This window comes from Alistipes megaguti (assembly GCF_944320325.1).
Lineage (GTDB): Bacteria > Bacteroidota > Bacteroidia > Bacteroidales > Rikenellaceae > Alistipes > Alistipes megaguti.
The window spans coordinates 17,296-36,235 of record NZ_CALUHA010000008.1 but is presented as its reverse complement, the minus strand read 5'-3'; the positions used below and the strand labels follow the sequence as shown (position 1 = coordinate 36,235).

The 18,940-nt window shown below is 62.6% G+C and carries 15 protein-coding genes; 11 read left to right on the top strand and 4 right to left on the bottom strand.

Annotation, left to right across the window (positions count from 1 at the left end):
* Positions 1-184: 184 nt before the first annotated feature.
* A complete protein-coding gene (locus tag PUQ42_RS03600; protein ID WP_273371061.1) occupies positions 185-2,218 on the top strand; it encodes a glycoside hydrolase family 2 protein in 2,034 nt (677 codons plus the stop codon).
* Here PUQ42_RS03600 and PUQ42_RS03595 read toward each other — a convergent pair.
* Both PUQ42_RS03595 and ispG read right to left on the bottom strand, forming a co-directional pair.
* Entirely contained in the window at positions 2,136-2,741 is a 606-nt protein-coding gene (locus PUQ42_RS03595; protein ID WP_122119877.1) for a WbqC family protein, read from the bottom strand. The genes PUQ42_RS03600 and PUQ42_RS03595 overlap by 83 nt on opposite strands.
* 153 nt (positions 2,742-2,894) lie before the next feature.
* Entirely contained in the window at positions 2,895-4,412 is a 1,518-nt protein-coding gene (gene ispG, locus PUQ42_RS03590; protein WP_273371058.1) for a (E)-4-hydroxy-3-methylbut-2-enyl-diphosphate synthase, read from the bottom strand.
* A gap of 51 nt (positions 4,413-4,463) precedes the next feature.
* Here ispG and recG point away from each other — a divergent pair, with 51 nt between their 5' ends.
* From recG to PUQ42_RS03570, 4 genes are all read left to right on the top strand, one after another.
* A complete protein-coding gene (gene recG, locus PUQ42_RS03585) occupies positions 4,464-6,575 on the top strand; it encodes an ATP-dependent DNA helicase RecG (protein ID WP_087404111.1) in 2,112 nt (703 codons plus the stop codon).
* 48 nt (positions 6,576-6,623) lie between these two features.
* The gene (locus PUQ42_RS03580) at positions 6,624-7,421 is read left to right on the top strand and encodes a DUF3108 domain-containing protein (RefSeq protein ID WP_273371055.1); all 798 of its coding nucleotides are present in this window, start codon (positions 6,624-6,626) and stop codon (positions 7,419-7,421) included.
* Between the two features lie 339 nt (positions 7,422-7,760).
* Complete coding sequence (locus PUQ42_RS03575) at positions 7,761-8,696, top strand: hypothetical protein (protein WP_087404109.1); 936 nt, start codon at positions 7,761-7,763, stop codon at positions 8,694-8,696.
* A 169-nt stretch (positions 8,697-8,865) separates the two neighbouring features.
* A complete protein-coding gene (locus PUQ42_RS03570) occupies positions 8,866-9,024 on the top strand; it encodes a hypothetical protein (RefSeq protein WP_162608235.1) in 159 nt (52 codons plus the stop codon).
* A gap of 97 nt (positions 9,025-9,121) precedes the next feature.
* On the opposite strand, the gene PUQ42_RS03565 is transcribed toward PUQ42_RS03570, so the two are convergent.
* Together PUQ42_RS03565 and PUQ42_RS03560 are read right to left on the bottom strand one after the other, a co-directional pair.
* Positions 9,122-10,195, bottom strand: coding sequence for an SGNH/GDSL hydrolase family protein (locus PUQ42_RS03565; protein WP_087311148.1), 1,074 nt, complete (start codon positions 10,193-10,195; stop codon positions 9,122-9,124).
* 106 nt (positions 10,196-10,301) lie between these two features.
* The gene (locus tag PUQ42_RS03560; protein WP_273371050.1) at positions 10,302-11,312 is read right to left on the bottom strand and encodes an ROK family protein; all 1,011 of its coding nucleotides are present in this window, start codon (positions 11,310-11,312) and stop codon (positions 10,302-10,304) included.
* A gap of 118 nt (positions 11,313-11,430) precedes the next feature.
* Here PUQ42_RS03560 and PUQ42_RS03555 point away from each other — a divergent pair, with 118 nt between their 5' ends.
* The 6 genes from PUQ42_RS03555 (at position 11,431) to PUQ42_RS03530 (ending at position 18,870) form a co-directional block, all read left to right on the top strand.
* A complete protein-coding gene (locus PUQ42_RS03555) occupies positions 11,431-12,402 on the top strand; it encodes a polyprenyl synthetase family protein (protein WP_273371049.1) in 972 nt (323 codons plus the stop codon).
* A 7-nt stretch (positions 12,403-12,409) separates the two neighbouring features.
* Positions 12,410-13,654 carry a peptidase U32 family protein gene (locus PUQ42_RS03550; RefSeq protein ID WP_087311146.1) on the top strand — a complete coding sequence of 415 codons (1,245 nt, stop codon included), beginning with the start codon at positions 12,410-12,412 and terminating at the stop codon, positions 13,652-13,654.
* Between the two features lie 481 nt (positions 13,655-14,135).
* A complete protein-coding gene (locus tag PUQ42_RS03545; protein ID WP_273371142.1) occupies positions 14,136-15,506 on the top strand; it encodes an MFS transporter in 1,371 nt (456 codons plus the stop codon).
* Positions 15,503-16,678, top strand: coding sequence for a S66 peptidase family protein (locus tag PUQ42_RS03540; RefSeq protein WP_273371046.1), 1,176 nt, complete (start codon positions 15,503-15,505; stop codon positions 16,676-16,678). Before PUQ42_RS03545 ends, PUQ42_RS03540 begins: the two co-directional genes overlap by 4 nt.
* A gap of 102 nt (positions 16,679-16,780) precedes the next feature.
* On the top strand, positions 16,781-18,172 hold the full coding sequence (locus PUQ42_RS03535; RefSeq protein WP_122119915.1) for an aminopeptidase P family protein: 1,392 nt from the start codon (positions 16,781-16,783) through the stop codon (positions 18,170-18,172).
* Between the two features lie 14 nt (positions 18,173-18,186).
* Positions 18,187-18,870, top strand: a complete 684-nt coding sequence (locus PUQ42_RS03530) for a GDSL-type esterase/lipase family protein (protein ID WP_273371043.1) — start codon at positions 18,187-18,189, stop codon at positions 18,868-18,870.
* Positions 18,871-18,940 lie beyond the last annotated feature (70 nt).

Sequence of the window (18,940 nt, the reverse complement as noted above, 5' to 3'; positions counted from 1 at the left end):
AGAATCGAACCGCAGCGATTCGCGCCCGGCTCCTTTGTCTCCGCCGGCCGGCTCCGCCCGGAATTCACGAAAAATAATGTTTGATTTTCATAACGCGTTGTGTATCTTTGCAGGGATGAACCCCGACGGCCGCATCCGGCATACAGAGCCCCGGCTCGCCGATCGGAGCCTTAAACGTCCTGCCATGAAACGATTCATAACTCTTGTGCTGCTGATGCTCGGAATCGCACTCTCGGCCCGCGCCCGGGAGGTATTCCCTATCAACGAAGGCTGGCGCTTCTACTTCAAGACCGAGCGCACCTCCGACAATGCCCGCCATGTCACCCTTCCCCACAGCTGGAACACCGACCCCCTGGCACAGGGTTACTGGCTCGAAACAACGGGCAACTACATGAACGGCATGTACGTCCCCAAAGAGTGGGCTTCGAAACGCCTCTTCGTGAAGTTCTACGGCGTACAGAGCGTCGCCGACGTCTTCGTCAACGGAAGCCACGTCGGCACCCACCGCGGCGGCGGTACGGCCTTCGTCTTCGAGATCACCGACAAGATCCGCTTCGGAACGGACAACGCCCTGCTCGTGATGGTCAGCAACAGCTGGCGCGACGACGTGCTGCCCACCTCCACGGACATGAACTCCTACGGCGGCATCTACCGCGAGGCCGAACTCATCGTCACCGAATCCACCGCCGTCTCCCCGCTCTACTACGGCTCGGACGGAGTGCTCATCCATCCGCAGAGCGTCTCGGCAGAACGCGCCGAGGGCGAAATCGAGGTGCACCTCACCTCGCGCAGCGGAAACACCTGCATGCTCAACCTTGAAATCTCGGCTCCCGACGGCAGAACCCTCTTCACGAAACGCCAGAAGGCCAAAATCGAGGACAAACCCGTACTGATTCCCTTCCAGGTCGAGAACCCCGAACTCTGGAGCCCCGACCATCCGGCCCTCTACACCGTGACGGCTGCCATCGGCGAAGACAGCATCACCGACCGCGTAGTCGTCCGGACCGGATTCCGCTCGCTCAACGTCACCCCGGACGATGGTTTCCTGATCAACGGCGTGCGGACTCCGCTGCACGGCGTGGTGCTGCACCACGACAACGCCCTCTCGGGCGGAACCCTCGTCGCCCAGGATTACGATGCCGATCTGCAGGTCGTCCACCGCATCGGCGCCAATGCCATCCGCTCGGCCGTCATGCCCCATGCGCAGTACCTCTACGACCGCTGCGACGAAACCGGCCTGATGGTCTGGATCGACGCCCCGCTGCAGCGATCCCCCTTCCTGAGCGACATGGCCTACTTCGCAACCCCGGCCTTCGAGGAGAACGGACTGCAGCAGCTGCGCGAAATCATCGCCCAGCACATCAACCATCCTTCGGTGGTCATGTGGGGCATCTTCTCCCAACTCTGGATGCGCGGCGACGACGTAACCCCCTATCTGCGCCGGCTGAACGAGACGGCTCACACGATGGATGCCTCGCGCCCGACGGTCGCCTGCAGCGATCAGGACGGAACCGTCAACTTCATCACCGATCTGATCGTCTGGAAACAGAATGTCGGCTGGCAGCGCGGATCAACCGACGATGTGGCCGTATGGCGCGACCTGCTGCAGAAGAACTGGTCCCATCTGCGCTCGGGCGTGCAGTACGGCGAACCGGGATTCCTCGGGCACAAGAGCTACACCTCGCAGGCACTCCCCCGCTCGAACTGGCTGCCCGAAGAGCGGCAGACCCGTTTCCACGAGGAGTATGCCCGCAACCTGCAGAACGATTCGCTCTTCTGGGGGGTATGGATCGAGAGTCTGTTCGATTACGGATCTTCGCGTCGCCCCTACGGCGTGAACGGCACGGGACTGCTGACCCTCAACCGCCGCGAAGCCAAGGATGCCTTCTATCTCTACAAGGCCCTGTGGAACACCGCGGAACCCACGCTGCACATCGTCAACAAGCGGCTGCGGCTGCGCGACGGCAACATGCAGCTCTTCCGCGTCTATTCGTCGGCCGGAACCCCACTGATCATGGCAGGGGCCGACACGCTGGCCGTGACGGAGTATGCCCCGTGTCAGTACCGCACGGATTCGGTATCGCTGCAGGGCGTGGTCGAGATCAAGGCGATGGCCGGAGCGCTGCGTGACAGCGTCACGATCCGAATCGGCAACGTTCTAAAACCGAAACGGACGCCGGGCCTTCGGCGAACAGCAGGTCCGCAAACGACAAATTAGCAGCAAAGGGCATCCGGTCGGAGAAGACCTGGAAATAGGGCTCGGCCTCGAAGGCCGGGCCCTCGCTGTTTCGGCTGCGCAGGTCGAGATCGCCCGGACGGGCCTCGACGTAGCGCTCGCAGAGGGTCGGCATCGGGATCCTGGCCAGCGAGCACAGCACCTCGAGCAATCCGAGATTGTACTCCACCAGAAAGTCGTACGGCCGCGTGTAGAAGGGTTCGAAGCGTCCGGCGTAGTGGTCGAAATAGGGCGACGAGCGGTAGGAGGAGACCAGCGCCCCCCAATGCTGGTGCTGCCAGCGCTTCGAGTAGTCGAGGCGCACGTCGCGCATCGGCTGCCGAGGGCGGTTGGCGTGGCAGACGTGGGCCGTGAGCTCCATCACGCCGCCGGTGGCCAGAATCCGGGTCCGGTTGCGCTCGGAGCGTTTCACGAAGTGTTCGCCGAGGTCCACGACGCAGTCACCGCGGAGCAGGCGGGCAAAATAGGAGACCGAGGGCAGGTAGGCAAGGGGAAGTATGGTCATCGTCAGAACGGGTGATAAAGGTCAATGGGTGTATCCGGAGGCGTCGTTTCGGGCCCCGGAGAATCAGTTTCAAGTCCGGGACGGGGTCCGGGAGCGTCTGTTTCGAGAATCCGGATTGATCAGAGTATCGGAGACATCGGAGGGGTCGGGGCGTCAGTTGCAGGGCTCGGGTGCTGCCGGAGCATCGGAAGCGTCGACCCAGTCGCCGTTCTGGCGGATCAGCTCGATCAGGCGGTCGAGAGCCTCCTCCTGCGGGATGTTGCGCACGATCACCTCACGCCCCTTGTAGAGCGTAATGCGGCCCGGACCGGCTCCCACATAACCGTAATCGGCATCGGCCATCTCGCCCGGACCGTTGACGATGCAGCCCATGACGCCGATGCGGAGGTTTTTCAGGTGCGACGTACGGGCCTTGATCTCCGCAAGGGTCCGCTCGATATCGTAGAGCGTCCGTCCGCACGACGGGCAGGCGATATACTCCGTATGGGAGAAGCGCACGCGCGCCGCCTGCAGGATCATCAGCTCCAGATCGCGGATCTGCGCCGCGGTAAGGGCCGGGGCATCGATCCAGATGCCGTCGGCCAGTCCGTCGAGCAGCAGCGGCCCCAGGTCGGCCGCCGCCTTCACGGCCACCGCCTCGAGCGTGGGATCGTCATAGCGGCGCCGCACGACAACCGGTTCGTCGGGAGTCTCCAGATTCAGAATCGCCGCGCGCAGTTCGGCCGTCGGATTCCCCGACGTGGCCTCCAGGATACGGAAGCCGTCGAGCGGTTCGCCGTGGATTACGGGTACAGTGACGTGCGAACGGCGGCGGTAGGCCGTCGGCGAATAGCGTTCGGGGTGGCGGACCTCAAACACGCCAGGACGCGAAGCGAAGTGTCGGACAAGCATCTCAGCCACGGGAATCTCGTTCTCGGGCGCTTCAGTCAGCGAGACGCGGATCGTGTCGCCGATGCCGTCGGCCAGCAGCGCCCCGATCCCCACGGCGCTCTTCACGCGCCCTTCGAGACCGTTGCCCGCCTCGGTGACCCCGAGGTGGATCGGGTAGTGCATCCCCTCGGCATCCATCGCCTCGACCAGCAGCCGGTAGGCTGCCACCATCACCCGCGTGTTGCTCGACTTCATCGAAACGACTACCTGGTCGAAGTCGCGCTCGCGGCAGATCCGCAGGAACTCCATGGCCGAGACGACCATCCCCTCGGGCGTATCACCCCAGCGGTCGAAGACCCGCCGCGCAAGCGACCCGTGGTTGACGCCGATGCGCAGCGCCACGCCCCGCCGGCGGCACTGTTCGATCAGCGCCTCGAATTCGCCGTGTTCGTTGCGGTAGTTGCCCGGATTGATGCGCACCTTGTCGACGTACTGCGCCGCGATGGCGGCCACCTCCGGCACGAAGTGGATGTCGGCCACGATGGCCGTATCGAAGCCGTCGGCCCGCAACTGGCGGACGATGTTGGAGAGGTTCTCCCCCTCGCGCCGCCCCTGGGCCGTCAGGCGCACGATCCGGCCCCCGGCCCGGTCGATACGCTCGATCTGAGCCACGCTCGCCGGCGTGTCGTTCGTATCCGTATTGGTCATCGACTGCACGGCCACCGGACGGTCACCGCCGATCGTCACCTGCCCGATCCGCACCTCGCACGTCGGGCGTCGTCTGAATGTCGTCAGATCCATTTCCTGAGAGTTTTCGACAAAGATAGTACAAATTTAACTATCTTTGTCTTCGTGGAGATACTCGACAACGACATAAAGTACGTCCCGGGGGTCGGCGAGGCCCGCGCCAAGCTCCTCGACCGGGAACTGGGAATCCGTACGGTAGGCGACCTGCTCTCGCACTATCCGTTCCGATACATCGACCGCACGCGCGTCTACCGTATTGCCGAAATCACCGACTCGGCCGGACTCTCCTACGTGCAGTTCCGCGCCCGCGTCATGGGGGTCGCCTACGCCGGGGCGGGGCGCAAACGCCGCTTCACGGTCCAGGTGCAGGACGACTCGGGACGCGCCGAACTGATCTGGTTCCAGGGCATCAAGTGGATCGAAAAAAGGGTCGAGGTCGGCCGCGAGTATCTCGTCTTCGGACGCCCGAACTTCTTCCACGGCGAACTCTCGATCGCCCACCCCGAACTGGAGACCGTCGAGCAGGCCCTCTCGCGAAAGGTCGAGAGCGGCATGCAGGGCATCTACCCCTCGACCGAAAAACTCGGCAACGTCCTCGGCACGAAGGGCATGTACCAGATCGTCTGCAACGCCTGGACACTCGTCCGCGACCGCATCACGGATCCGCTGCCCGAGGCGCTCCGGCAGCAATACGGTCTCATCCCGCTGCCCGAGGCACTCTACAACATCCACTTCCCGCAGTCGCAGGAACTGCTCCGCCAGGCCCAGTACCGGCTGAAGTTCGACGAACTGCTCGGCGTACAGCTCAACATCCAGCAGCGCCGCACGGCCCGCCTCTCGAAGAGCGACGGATTCCTCTTTGCAAAGGTCGGCGGCATCTTCAACACCTTCTACAACGAGAAGCTCCCCTTCCCGCTCACCGGAGCCCAGAAGCGCGTCATCCGCGAAATACGCCGCGACACCGTCTCGGGATTCCAGATGAACCGCCTGCTGCAGGGCGACGTCGGCAGCGGAAAGACCCTCGTGGCACTGATGTCGATGCTGCTGGCCGTCGACAACGGATTCCAGGCCTGCATGATGGCCCCCACGGAGATCCTCGCCCGACAACATTTCGCCACCATCAGCAGGATGCTCGACGGACTGCCCGTGCGGGTGGCCATCCTCACCGGCGCCTCGAAGACCAAAGAGCGTCGCCAGGCCCTCGAAGGAATCGCCTCGGGGGAGGTCCAGATTCTGATCGGCACCCACGCCCTGATCGAGGACCGCGTGCAGTTCGCGAACCTCGGTTTCGTGGTCATCGACGAACAGCACCGCTTCGGCGTCGAGCAGCGCGCCCGTCTCTGGACCAAAAACGCGCAGCCGCCACACATCCTCGTGATGACCGCCACACCAATCCCCCGCACGCTGGCCATGACGCTCTACGGCGATCTCGACGTCTCGGTGATCGACGAACTGCCCCCCGGACGCCGCCCGATCAAGACCTATCACTATACGGATGCCGCCCGGCTGAAGCTCTTCGGATTCATGCGTCGGGAGATCGCCAAGGGCCGGCAGGTCTACGTCGTCTACCCGCTCATCAAGGAGTCCGAAGCGATGGACTACAAGGACCTGACGGACGGCTACGAGGCCATCTCGCGCGACTTTCCCCTGCCGCAGTACGTCACGGCCATCTGCCACGGTAAGATGAAGCCCGCCGACAAGGAGGAGTCGATGCGTCAGTTCAAGGAGGGCGAGGCACAGATTCTGGTCGCCACGTCGGTCATCGAGGTGGGGGTCGATGTCCCGAACGCCACGGTGATGGTCATCGAATCGGCCGAACGCTTCGGCCTCTCGCAGCTCCACCAGTTGCGCGGACGTGTCGGGCGCGGCGGCGAACAGTCCTACTGCATCCTCATGTCGGGCGAAAAGCTCTCGCGCGAGTCCCGTGCCCGGCTCGACGCCATGTGCGAGACGAACGACGGATTCCGCCTGGCGGAGCTCGACCTGAAGCTGCGCGGCGCCGGAGACATCAACGGCACGCTGCAGAGCGGCATGGCCTTCGATCTGAAGATCGCAAGCCCGACGGCCGACGTGCAGATCCTCACCCTTTCGCGCGAAGCCGCCGCCGCGGTGCTCGCCGCCGATCCGAAGCTCGCGCGGCCCGAAAACCGAGGCCTCGAAGCACTCCGCCGACGCTATTCCGGACGCGAAGAGTTCGATTTTTCCCGTATTTCGTAATATAATGCTCCCTAAACCCGTTTATTCCCCACAAAGAGACACCTTGCAATGAAACGATTTCTGTTCAGCATACTCCTCGCGGCAGCCGTCTCGCCCCTCTTCGCCCAGTTCTACCATCCGGGCGAAGAACTCTTCTACCGCGTGAGCTACAAGGCCAAGATGTTCCCCAATACCGAAGTCGGCGCCGTCGAGATCCGAACCTCCGAGGAGCGGAGCGACGGCCGCAACTTCTACAAGGTCGAAGGCATCGGCCGTACACTGCCCACCTACCGCTGGTTCTACAACCTCGAGGATATCTATACGGTCTGGATCGACAATCAAACGCTGCGTCCGGTCCGCTTCGTGAGCGACCTGCGCGAGGGTGACTACACCTTCCAGAGTTACTACACCTACCTGTGGCCCGACTCCACGGTCCACACCCGCTGGAAGAGCCGCCAGAACCCCTTTCAGGAGAAACGCATGCGGCTGACCAACGAGAGCATGGACGCCATCTCGCTCTTCTTCAACCTCCGTTCGGCCGAGGCCGAGGACTTCCGCGTCGACGAGGTCGGGACCCTGCAGATGATCCTGCAGGACACCATCAAGCACATCCACTACCGCTATCTGGGACGCGAAAACAAGAAGATCCGCAACATGGGCCGGTTCCGCACGCTGAAGTTCGAATGCCAGCTGGGAACCACCGAGGGATACTCGTTCACCGACGGCACAATCTTCACCATCTGGATCTCCGACGACCGGAACAAGATCCCGCTCTATATCGAGTCCCCGGTCAAGATCGGCAGCATTCAGGCCTATATCTCCGGGTTCAAGGGGCTCAAGTATCCTCTCGAAAGCCGGATCCGGTAAGCCCGGGAGGGAGCCAAAGGGCCGGGAAGCCAGGGGGGGGGCAGGAACCGGAGAGCCGGAGGACTGGGGAGCCGGAGGACAGAGGAACCGGAGGACAGAGGAACCGGATGGCCGACGGGACGGAGCAAACCACTCCGGCACCACGAACGGCAGCCCCGGCAACAAAAAGTGTTGCAAACTATCCTCCGACAACGGCTTTCAGATTCCGCTTTTTTTCATATCTTTGCCCGTAAGTATCGACAACACCCCGGTCCGGTTGCCGAAACCGCCCGCAAACCCGATCCAATCCGGCAAAACGGAGCGAAACAGGCAAACTTCGAACCGCTAAAACCAACCTTTATGGAAAACAAACAGGGATACGATCCTTCGGATTTCGAAGACGACGACTTCTCGACACCGCAGCCCGATGCCGGAAAGTCCATCCGCGGCTATCGCATCGTCATTATCATCCTTTCGGTTATTCTGGTGGCCCTCTCGGCCCTCTACTTCGGCATCCACCGCCAGCAGATGATCGACAACGAACTGCTGCGCGCCGACCGCGACTCGATCCAGAGCGATCTGGGCCGGCTGATGACCGACTACGACAACCTCCAGATCTCCAACGACTCGATCTCCCGCGGCCTGGACATCGAACGCGAACGTGCCGATTCGCTCATGACCCGACTCAAAAAGGAGCGTTCGTGGAACCTCGCCAAGATCAAACAGTATGAAAAGGAGGTCGGTACGCTGCGTACGATCATGAAGGGATACGTCCGCCAGATCGACTCGCTCAATACGCTCAACAAACAGCTCATCAAGGAGAACGTCGGATACCGCAAGGAGATCTCCACGGCCCGCCTGCGCGCCGAAATGGCCGAGGAAAAGGCCGCAGAGCTCGACAACAAGGTCAAGGTCGGCGCCGTACTCCGCGCCCGCGACATCCGCCTCTCGGCCCTCAACAGCCGCAGCAACCCCGTTTCACGCATCAAGAACGCCTCGCGCCTGCGCGTCGACTTCGTCCTCTCGGCCAACGAACTCGCCACGCCCGGAAACAAGGCCATCTACGTGCGCATCACCTCCCCGGACGGCTATGTGCTGACCACCGAGCAGATGCCCACCTTCGAATTCGAGGGCGAACGACTCAGCTACTCGGCCATGCGTGAGGTCGACTACCAGAATCAGGACCTCGAGGTAGGCATCTACTTCAATTCGACGGGTTTCGCCGCCGGAACCTACTCCGTCGAGCTCTACTGCGAAGGCCGTCTGATCGGTCAGACGCAGGTCGTCATGAAATAACGGCCGCACGAAATGAAGCGGCTGCATCGGACATGCTGCCGACCTTTCCGGGTCGGCAGCATCTTTGCACAACTGCTGCGACCCGTCGGAGAACACCCCGCATTCTTCCTCTTCGCAGCCCTCGTTCCCGACATTCTCTGACATTCTCTACGCTGTCAGCCAGGAGGAGATGAGCTTCTTCATCGACCGCAACCTGGTGCTCCGGGAGACCAACCCACAGGAGAGCAGCGAATTCCTGAAGACCTACAGCACCTCGACGAGCTGCATTCTGCTGACGCTCTTCTTCCTGCTGCTGGTGGCCGAACACGACACCCTGATCCGGGAATAGCCCTCCGACGGCACGCAACGGGGCCCGCTCCAGGACAGAAAAACCCTGCAACTTGACGTTGCAGGGTTTTTCCATACGAAAGGGCGCGGCTTCCGAATCAGCGGATGCCGCACTTGCGCAGCACCTTCAGCAGTTCGGGCTGCAGATTCTGCGCCCAGCGCCAGTAGCCCAGATCCGAAGGGTGGGTACCGTCGGCCGAGGTGACATGGTCGGTGCCCGTCAGATCCCGGGCGTCGATGAAATAGACGTTGTCGAACTGCTCCATGGCCCGGGCCATCATCTCGCGGGCCGCCGCACGCTTGGCCTCCTCGCGGGCCCGGCTCCCGAGGTTGAAGTTGCCGCTCTCACGGTAGATCGTCTGCACGAAGATCAGCGGCGTCGCGGGCAGTTTCTCGCGGATACGGGCAATGAAGGGGATCAGCCGCTCGCGGATCATCTCCGCGCCCGGATTCGAGAAGCCGTCGAAGACCATCGCATCGGCATCCTTCACGTCGGCCAGGTAATCGGCAAAATAGGGCTGCAGCTTGCAGTTGCCGCTGCAGGCAATGCTGCAGAAATAGAGCCCCGTGTTGCGCTCGATCTGCATCGGGTAGCTCATTCCCGCGCGGCTCGTGCTCACGCCGTGCGTGAAGCTCGATCCGAAGATCACGATCTTGTGCCGGAAGGGGTTCTCCATCGGCGTGATTGTCGCCGCGGAGTCCACGCCGATCTGCAGCGACAACAGTTCGCTGTAGTTGGGCAGATACAACAGGCACTCCTTCTGCGTGGTGTCCATCTCTTGGATGAGCGTGAATGTCCGACCGCGCCGGCCGGCCGCCTGCGACGCCGCATAGAGCCATTCGCCATCCTTGCGGATATAGAGGTCGAATCCCTCCGAGGCGACACGCGGCGTGCTCGTCCCGCCGTAAACGAACGACGAATAGACCGGGCGCATGTCGAGACGGCTGGAATTGGTCTTGAACACCAGCGCAAGACCCGCCGAACAGCGGACCTGCTGGTTCTCCGTGGGGGTGAAGCCCTTGTAAAGGGTCGTGTCGATCCGATGATAGGGGTGCGAAGTCGGCAGCGCCTTGCCGATCAGTGTCAGTTGCGTCGCATCAACGAAGCGCACCTGGGCTCCCGCGACGGCGGCCGTCAGCAGTACGGCGGCCAACAGAATCACTTTTTTCATGGTCTCTTTCAGTAGTTGTGGGTTGTTAGGGTCGATTCCCGAATTTTCAAATTCCAAAAAGGGCGGAGTCCGAAAACTCCGCCCGTCATTCCTTCCGATCGAAAGCTTACTGGATATGTCCCTGCTCCTGCCAGATCAGCGCCGAGGCGCCCAGAATGGCGGCATTCTTGCCCTGAATGCCGCTCGGCAGCAGCTTCACCTTGTTCTTGAAGACGAAGAGCATGTTCTCCTCCATGTACCACTGCGTGGGTTCGAAGAGCAGTTTGCCCGCCTTCGACAGGCCGCCGAAGAGGAAGATCGCCTCCGGCGAGGTGATCGTCACCACGTCGGCCAGCGCCCGGCCCAGCATCTCGCCCGTAAAGCGGAAGGCCTCCTTGGCGATGGGGTCCCCCTGCTCGGCGGCGGCCGAAATCATCGAGGCGTCGAAATCGTCGAAGGCAATGCTGCGCAGCTTGCTGGGAACATTCATCCGGGCCATCAGCTCGAAGGCCGTACGCTTGATGCCCGTCGCCGAAACGTAGGTCTCCAGGCAGCCCCGCCGTCCGCATCCGCACTCACGACCGTTGCGCTCGACTATGACGTGGCCGAATTCACCGGCAAAACCGTCGTGTCCGTAGATCATCTCGCCGTTGGAGACAAAACCCGAACCCAGACCCGTACCGAGCGTAATCATCACGAAATCCTTCATCCCCTTGGCATTGCCGTAGATCATCTCACCGATGGTGGCGGCGTTGGCGTCGTTGGTCACGACGGTCTTCACGCCGTTGAAGCGGCGCGAAATGTCGTCGGCCAGCGGGAAGATCCGACGAGACTCGTCGGGATTGGAATCCCCCTCGCGAAATTTCCACAGGTTGGCCGGAGACTCGATCGTCCCCTTGTGGAAGTTGGCGTTGGGGGCGCCGATGCCGATACCCGCCAGTTCATACTCGAACGACAGACTCTGCGCCAGGGCCCGGAGCGAATCGCAAAGTTCCTCGACATAGGCCGGATAATCATCCACACAGGGATATTTCTTGGTCGAGATGACCGATTCGGCATACAGATCGCCGTTCTCGTCCACCAGACCAAAGGCGGTGTTGATACCTCCGATATCCACACCGATAGCGAGTTTTTTCATGATTTTATCTTCAGTTAAAGTTCGATTTATCCTTTCAAAGTTAAAGGAAAATTCGGCCATTCCAAAGTTTTTTCCTATTTTTGGGTCAACTTTGATCCGAAAAAAACGTCCCGAAACCATGCTGAACAACGAGCAACTGCTCCAATCCATCGAAAATTATCTGGCTCAGACCGACTTCCCGGCCGAACCCGAACTCCTCTATGCACCGATCGGTTATTCGTTGGCCGGCGGAGGCAAACGGCTTCGTCCGATGCTTCTGGCCCTGGCCTGCGGCATCTTCTCGGACGACATCCAGCAGGCTCTCCCGGCGGCCGCGGCCGTCGAGGTTTTCCACAACTTCACGCTCCTGCACGACGACATCATGGACAACGCCGCCATGCGCCGCGGAAAACCTTCGGTCTACGCCAAATGGGGACAGAATGTCGCCATCCTCTCGGGTGACGCCATGCTCATCTGCGCATACCGCCTGCTGGGCGCCATTCAGCCCCGCTTCCTGCCGCAGGTCCTCGCCGTGTTCAACACCATGGCCCTCGAGGTCTGCGAAGGTCAGCAGTACGACATGGATTTCGAAACCAAGTCCAAGGTCTCCGTGGTCGAGTACATGCACATGATCGAACTGAAAACCTCGGTACTGCTCGCCGGGGCGGTCGTCATCGGAGCCACCCTCGGCGGCGCCTCCGAAGAGGAGTGCCGAAAACTCCGCCGATTCGCCATCGAACTCGGACTGGCCTTCCAGCTGCAGGACGATCTGCTGGACAGCTACGGCGACGAACGCCTCGGAAAGGCTATCGGCGGCGATATCCTCGAAGGCAAGAAGACCTATCTGATGATCACGGCCATGAGCCACGCCGACGAGCCCACGCGCGAGGTGCTCCGCTCGACCTACCGCAACGCCAGCCTCTCCGACCGCGAGAAGATCGACACCGTAAAGGCCATCTACGACCGGCTCGACATCCCACGCCTCACGGAGCAGCAGATCTCCGTGCGTTTCGAACGCGCCCTGTCGCTCCTCGACACCCTGTCGGTCGGGGCGGAACGCACCCGCCAGATGCGCGAATTCGCCGCCGGACTGATGGGTCGCAAACATTGAGCCAAGCATGAAACGTTCGGATATCGAAATCATGGCCCCCGTGGGCTCCTGCGAGTCGCTGGCCGCAGCCATTCAGGCCGGTGCCGACGCCGTCTACTTTGGGGTCGGAAAGCTCAACATGCGCTCGGCGTCGGCCGCCAACTTCACGCTCGACGACCTGGAGCAGATCGCCTGCACGGCCCGGCAGGCCGGCGTCAAAAGCTATCTGACCGTCAATACGGTGGTCTACGAGGATGAGATCGCCGACCTGCACGCCGTCATCGACCGCGCCCGCCGGGCCGGCGTCGACGCCATCATCGCCTCCGACATGGCCGCCATCCTCTATGCGCGGCAGATCGGGCAGGAGGTCCATATCTCCACACAGTGCAACATCTCGAACTCCGAAGCCGTACGCTTCTACGCCCAGTGGGCCGACACGGTGGTGCTGGCCCGCGAACTGACTCTCGAACAGGTGGCCGAAATCCACCGCCGCATCGAGGCGGAACAGATCCGCGGTCCGCGCGGCGAACTGGTTCAGATCGAGATGTTCGCCCACGGAGCCCTCTGCATGTCGGTCTCGGGCCGCTGCTACCTCTCGCTCTACGAAACCGGATGCTCGGCCAACCGCGGCGCCTGCCGCCAGTTGTGCCGCCGAAAATACACCGTCACCGACAAGGAGACCGGCGCCCAGCTGGACATCGACGGCCGCTACGTCCTCTCGCCGAAGGATCTCTGCACGATCGACTTCCTGGACAGGATGATCGGCGCCGGAGTCCGCGTGCTGAAGATCGAGGGACGCGCCCGCGGCGCGGAGTATGTCAAGCGCGTTGTCTCGTGCTACGACGAGGCGCTCCGCGCCCTCGAGGCCGGATGCTACACCCCGGAACTGGCCGCCGGACTCAAGGAGCGGCTTCGCGAGGTCTTCAACCGCGGATTCTGGGAGGGATACTACGCCGGACGCCCCGTCGCCGAACACAGCACCGCCTACGGTTCGTCGGCCACCAAGCGCAAGGTCTATGTCGGCAAGGTGGTCAACTTCTACAAAAAACTCTCCGTCGCCGAGGTGGCCGTCGAGGCCTCGACCCTGACGGTCGGCGAGCAGATCTTCTTCCTCGGAGCCACGACCGGTGTGGCCGAACAGACGCTCACCGAACTCCACGGGCCCGACGGAAAGCCCTGTCAGCAGGTCTCGCAGGGCGAGCTCTGTGCCATTCACACCCCGGGAGTGATTCGGCGCGGCGACCAGCTCTACAAGTTCGTCGACGCCCAATAACCCAGGGGCCCGAGAAGGGGAGGGGTGAGCTGGTGGCAGATCAGAAGCAGGAGAGAAGCGAACCGGGAGCAGGACAGAGGTGGACCGGAAGCAGGATAAAGGCGGGCCGGGAGCAGGAGAGGCAAACCGAAGACAGGATAGGAGAGGCCGGAGGCACACAGGAACAGACCGGGCGGATCGGGGACAGACCGGGCGGACAAGCAGCAGGCCGGAAAGCGCCGAAAGCTGATCGGAGAGTGCCAAGAGCAAATCGGAGAGTGCCAGAAGCTGATCGGGGAATGCCAGAAGCTGATCGGGGAATGCCAGAAGCTGATTGGCCGGTGAAGGCAAAAAGCCGGAAAGCCCCGGCCACAAGAAGGCTCTCCCGGCAGTCAGGACCCGGCAAGCGATATCGGAGACGGTTCAGCGTCTCCGTTTTTTTCATACCTTTGCGGCGATGTTTACCTCCCCGCACATATCCACACCGGCCGACGGACTGCCGATGCCCCGCAGGCTGGGCGCCATTCTCGCCGTCTCGTTCGGAGTCTCTCTCTCGGTCATCGACGGCTCGATCGCAAACGTCGCCCTGCCCACCATCAGCTCCCAGCTCGGCGTCTCGGCCGCCGACTCCATCTGGATCGTCAACGCCTATCAGTTGGCCATCATGGTCTCGCTGCTCTCCTTCTCGGCGCTGGGCGACGTGATCGGTTACCGCAAAATATACATCGCCGGTCTGGCCCTCTTTACGGTGGCATCGGTCGGTTGCGCCCTGGCCGGATCGTTCCAGGCTCTGGTGCTGGCCCGCGTCATGCAGGGTTTCGGAGCCTCGGCCGTCACCTCGGTCAACACCACGCTCGTCCGGTTCATCTATCCCGGAAACCAACTCGGACGAGGGCTGGGTATCAATGCCACGGTGGTCGCCGTCTCGTCGGTCGCCGGACCTACGATCGCCGCCGGAATCCTCTCCGTGGCCCATTGGCCCTGGCTCTTCGCCGTCAACATTCCCGTCGGACTGGCGGCCCTGATCCTCAGCCACCGATTCCTCCCCTCGAACCCCGTCAAGGATGCCGCCCACCACTTCAGCTGGCGCGACGCCCTGATGAACGCCCTCACCTTCGGTCTGATGATGGCCTCCATCGAAGGCTACTCCCACGGCCTCGACCCGCGGCTCCTCTCGGTCGGAATCGGTGCGCTGCTCATCATCGGATTCTTCTTCATCCGCTCGCAGCTGCGCGAAACCTATCCGATTCTGCCCTTCGACCTGCTGCGCATCCCGATCTTCTCGGTCTCGGTGCTCACCTCGATCTGCTCGTTCCTGGGGCAGATGCTTGCCATGGTGGCCCTTCCGTTCTACCTGCAGCACTCCTGCGGCTACAACGACGTCCAGACCGGCCTGTTGCTCACGGCCTGGCCCGCCATCATCATGATCGTGGCTCCGGTGGCCGGCATGCTCGTCGAGCGCATCCACGCCGGACTGCTCGGAGGCCTCGGACTCACGGCCATGGCCGCCGGACTCTTCCTGCTGGCCTGGCTGCCCGAAAACCCCTCGCAGGGCGACATCGTCTGGCGGCTGATGCTCTGCGGTGCCGGTTTCGGATTCTTCCAGTCGCCCAACAACAGCATCCTGATCGCCTCGGCACCCCCGTCGCGCAGCGGTTCGGCCAGCGGCATGCTCGCTACGGCCCGGCTGGTCGGCCAGACGACCGGCGCAGCCCTGATGGCCCTGCTCTTCCATCTCGTCCCGACGAACAGCACCCACGCCGCCCTGATGCTCGCCGGCGCATTCGCCATCGCCGCTGCGCTGATCAGCTTCTCGCGCCTCTCGCTGCCGCTGCCCGAGGGATTGACCCGCAAACGCAAACAAAAGGTATGAGACTGCACCCGATACGGCTTCGGCTCTCCCTGCTGTCGGCGCTGCTCTCCGCCCTGCTCCCGGCGGCAGCCCAACCGACCGATTCGACGGACTTCATCCGCCCGCCCTGGCTCCGCGAGGGCGATACCGTCGCGATCGTCGCGCCGGCCGGCAAACTCTCCGAACGGGTCGACACGGCCCGCATCCGCCAAAAATTCGGAGAGTGGGGGTTGCAGGTCCGTTTCGGCACCTGTCAGAATCCCGACAAAAAAGCCTACTTCGCCGCACCGGACAGCGTGCGCGCCGAGGAGCTGCAACGAGCAATCGACGATCCGTCGGTAAAAGCCGTCATCGCCTGCCGCGGCGGATACGGTTCGGTACGACTGCTGCCCCGGCTGCGGCTCGACGCGCTGCGCCGGCATCCGAAATGGATCGTCGGATTCAGCGATATCACCACACTGCATCTGGCCTTGCGCCGGCTCGGAATCGAGAGTATTCACGGCCCGATGCCCGGCGGTTTCCGCTTCGAGGAGGAGAAAACGGGCGCTTCCCGGAAGACGGGATCCGCAAGAACGACTCCCTCCGACCGGAGTCGGGCAACCGCGGAGCCAAAAGAGAGACGGTCGGAATCCTGCAAGACAACAGGACTGACGGCAAGGGGTCAAGGCGCCGGAAGACCGCATGCGGCGGAGCCGGAAGACGACTCGTCGGAATCTCTGCGCGAAGCCCTCTTCGGAGAGGTGCATTCGATCGCGGCGGAGCCCCATCCGCTCAATTCGCCCGGCGAGGCGCGCGGACGTCTGGCCGGCGGAAACCTCACGGTGATCTGTGCCGCTAACGGAACCCCCGAAGCACTGCAGGCCGACACGCCGACGATTCTCCTGATCGAGGAGATCGGCGAATCGGCCTACCGCATCGACCGCATGATGCAGAGTCTCGCGCGCTGCGGCGTGCTCGAACGGCTGCGGGGCGTCGTCGTGGGACACTTCACCCGCACGGCCGGCTGCGAGCGATTCGGGGTCGAGGAGCCCGAGGCCCTGCTCGATGCCTATCTCCGGCCGCTGGGTATACCGGTCGCCTACGGATTCCCGGTCGGGCACCAGGAGCCCAATCAGGCCCTCTATCTGGGTCACGAGGTGCGGCTGGAGGTCGGAGCGGAGGGCGCCCGGCTCGATTTCGGAGATGACCGATAGCTCGGAGCCGGAGGAGACGGTACCGTCCGGCAGACAAAAAAATCGCGCAAATTTGACTTTCTCGCCCGGCTTTTGTTATCTTTGTGGAAAACTCTACGCTTTATGTTCTCCGCAAAAACCTATACCGCGCGCCGCCGCGAGCTGCGCACCCGAATCGGAGAGGGCATCATCTTGCTGCCCGGCAATACGCTGGCTCCGAACAACTACCCCAACAACGCCTACTACTTCCGTCAGGATTCGACGTTCCGCTACTACTTCGGACTGAACGTCCCGTCGGTGGTCGGCCTGATCGACGCCGACTCGGGCGAAGAGGCCCTCTACGGCGACGACTTCACCGTCGAAGACATCATCTGGACCGGCCCCCAGCCCACACTCTGCGAACTGGGTGCCCAGGTCGGCGTGACGAAGACCTTCCCGACGGCCGATCTGCCCGCCCGCCTGCGCAAGGCCATCGCCCTGGGCCGCAAGATCCACTACCTGCCCCCCTATCGCGGCGAAACGAAACTCCTGCTCTCCGAACTGCTCGGAATCAAACCCGCGGCGCTGCACGACTACAAATCGGTCGATCTGATGTTCGCCGTGGCCGAGATGCGCGAAAAGAAGAGCGCCGAAGAGATCGAAGCCATGGAGCGCGCCTTCCACATCGGATACGAAATGCACACGCTGGCCATGAAGATGTGCCGCCCGGGGGTCATCGAACGCGAAATCGCCGGCGCCATCGAAGGCGTCGCCAAGTCGATGGGACAGGGCGTCTCGTTCCCCTCGATCGTCTCGCAGCACGGTGAAACACTCCACAACCTCAACTCCGAAGGGGTGCTCGAGGAGGGACGTCTGCTGCTGTGCGATGCCGGCGGAGAGAGTCTCGAGGGCTACTGCTCGGACCACACCCGAACCTATCCCGTCAGCGGACGGTTCACCCAGAAGCAGAAGGATATCTACAACATCGTCCTGGCCGCCCACGACCACGTGGCCCGCATCGTCAAACCCCACATGATGTACACCGAAGTGCACAACGCCGCCTACACCATACTGGCCGAAGGTCTGGTCGGACTGGGGCTGCTCAAGGGTTCGCCCGCCGATGCCGTCGCGTCGGGGGCCATGACCATGCTCATGCCTCACGGCCTGGGACACGGTCTGGGAATGGACGTTCACGACTGCGAGGCCATGGGCGAACGGTCGTTCGACTTCTCGGCGATCGCCGAACGCGCCGCTCAGTCCGGAACCTGCGTCTACCGAGCCGCCTGGCGCATCGAACCCGGTACGATTCTGACCGATGAACCGGGACTCTACTTCATCCCCGCCCTGATCGACAAGTGCCGCGCCGAGGGACTCTATCAGGGTATTGTCGACTACGACGCCCTGGAGGCCTACCGCGACTTCGGCGGCATCCGCATCGAGGACGACATTCTGGTCACCGAAACCGGAAGCCGCATCATCGGCGACCGCAAAATCCCGGCTTCCGTCGAGGAGCTGGAGGCCGTTGTCGGAAAATAAAGACGCGTCAAACGATGAAAAAACTGTTGTTCGCCTGCTGCATCGCCCTGCCGCTCCTCGCCGGAGCCCAACGCCCGGCCGACTGGGCCGACTATGGCCGCTACGCCGAAGCCAACGCCCGACTCGAAAAGGCCCCCGTCGTGGTATTCATGGGCAACTCGATCACCGACGGATGGGACAATGCCCATCCGGAGTTCTTCACCGACCACAACTTCGCCTGCCGCGGAATCGGCGGGCAGGTCACCTCGCAGATGCTCTGCCGCTTCCGCGCCGACGTGATCAACCTCCACCCTGAGGCGGTGGTGATTCTGGCCGGAACGAACGATCTGGCCCAGAACAACGGTCCGATCGAAATGGAGCACATCGTCGAAAACATCGTCTCGATGGCCGAACTGGCCCGTGCGGCCGGAATCCGACCGATCCTCTGTTCGGTGCTCCCCGCCGGGAAATACCCCTGGCGACCCGAGATCGAAGGGGTGGCCGAAAAGATCCGTCAGCTCAATGCCCTTCTGAAGGCATGGGCCGACGAACAGGGCGTCACGTGGGTCGACTATCATGCGGCGATGGATGCCGGCGACGGCTCGATGCGCAGCGAGCTGACCCGCGACGGCGTGCACCCCACCCGTCAGGGATACGATCTGATGGAGCAGGTCATCGCTCCGGTTCTCAAGGAGTACGAATCCGGCAACGGACACTGATCCGACCCGCTCCGAAGCCCCGAAAATCGCCCCCAAAGGGCGATTTTTTCGTTTCCGGTGGTTGTTTTTC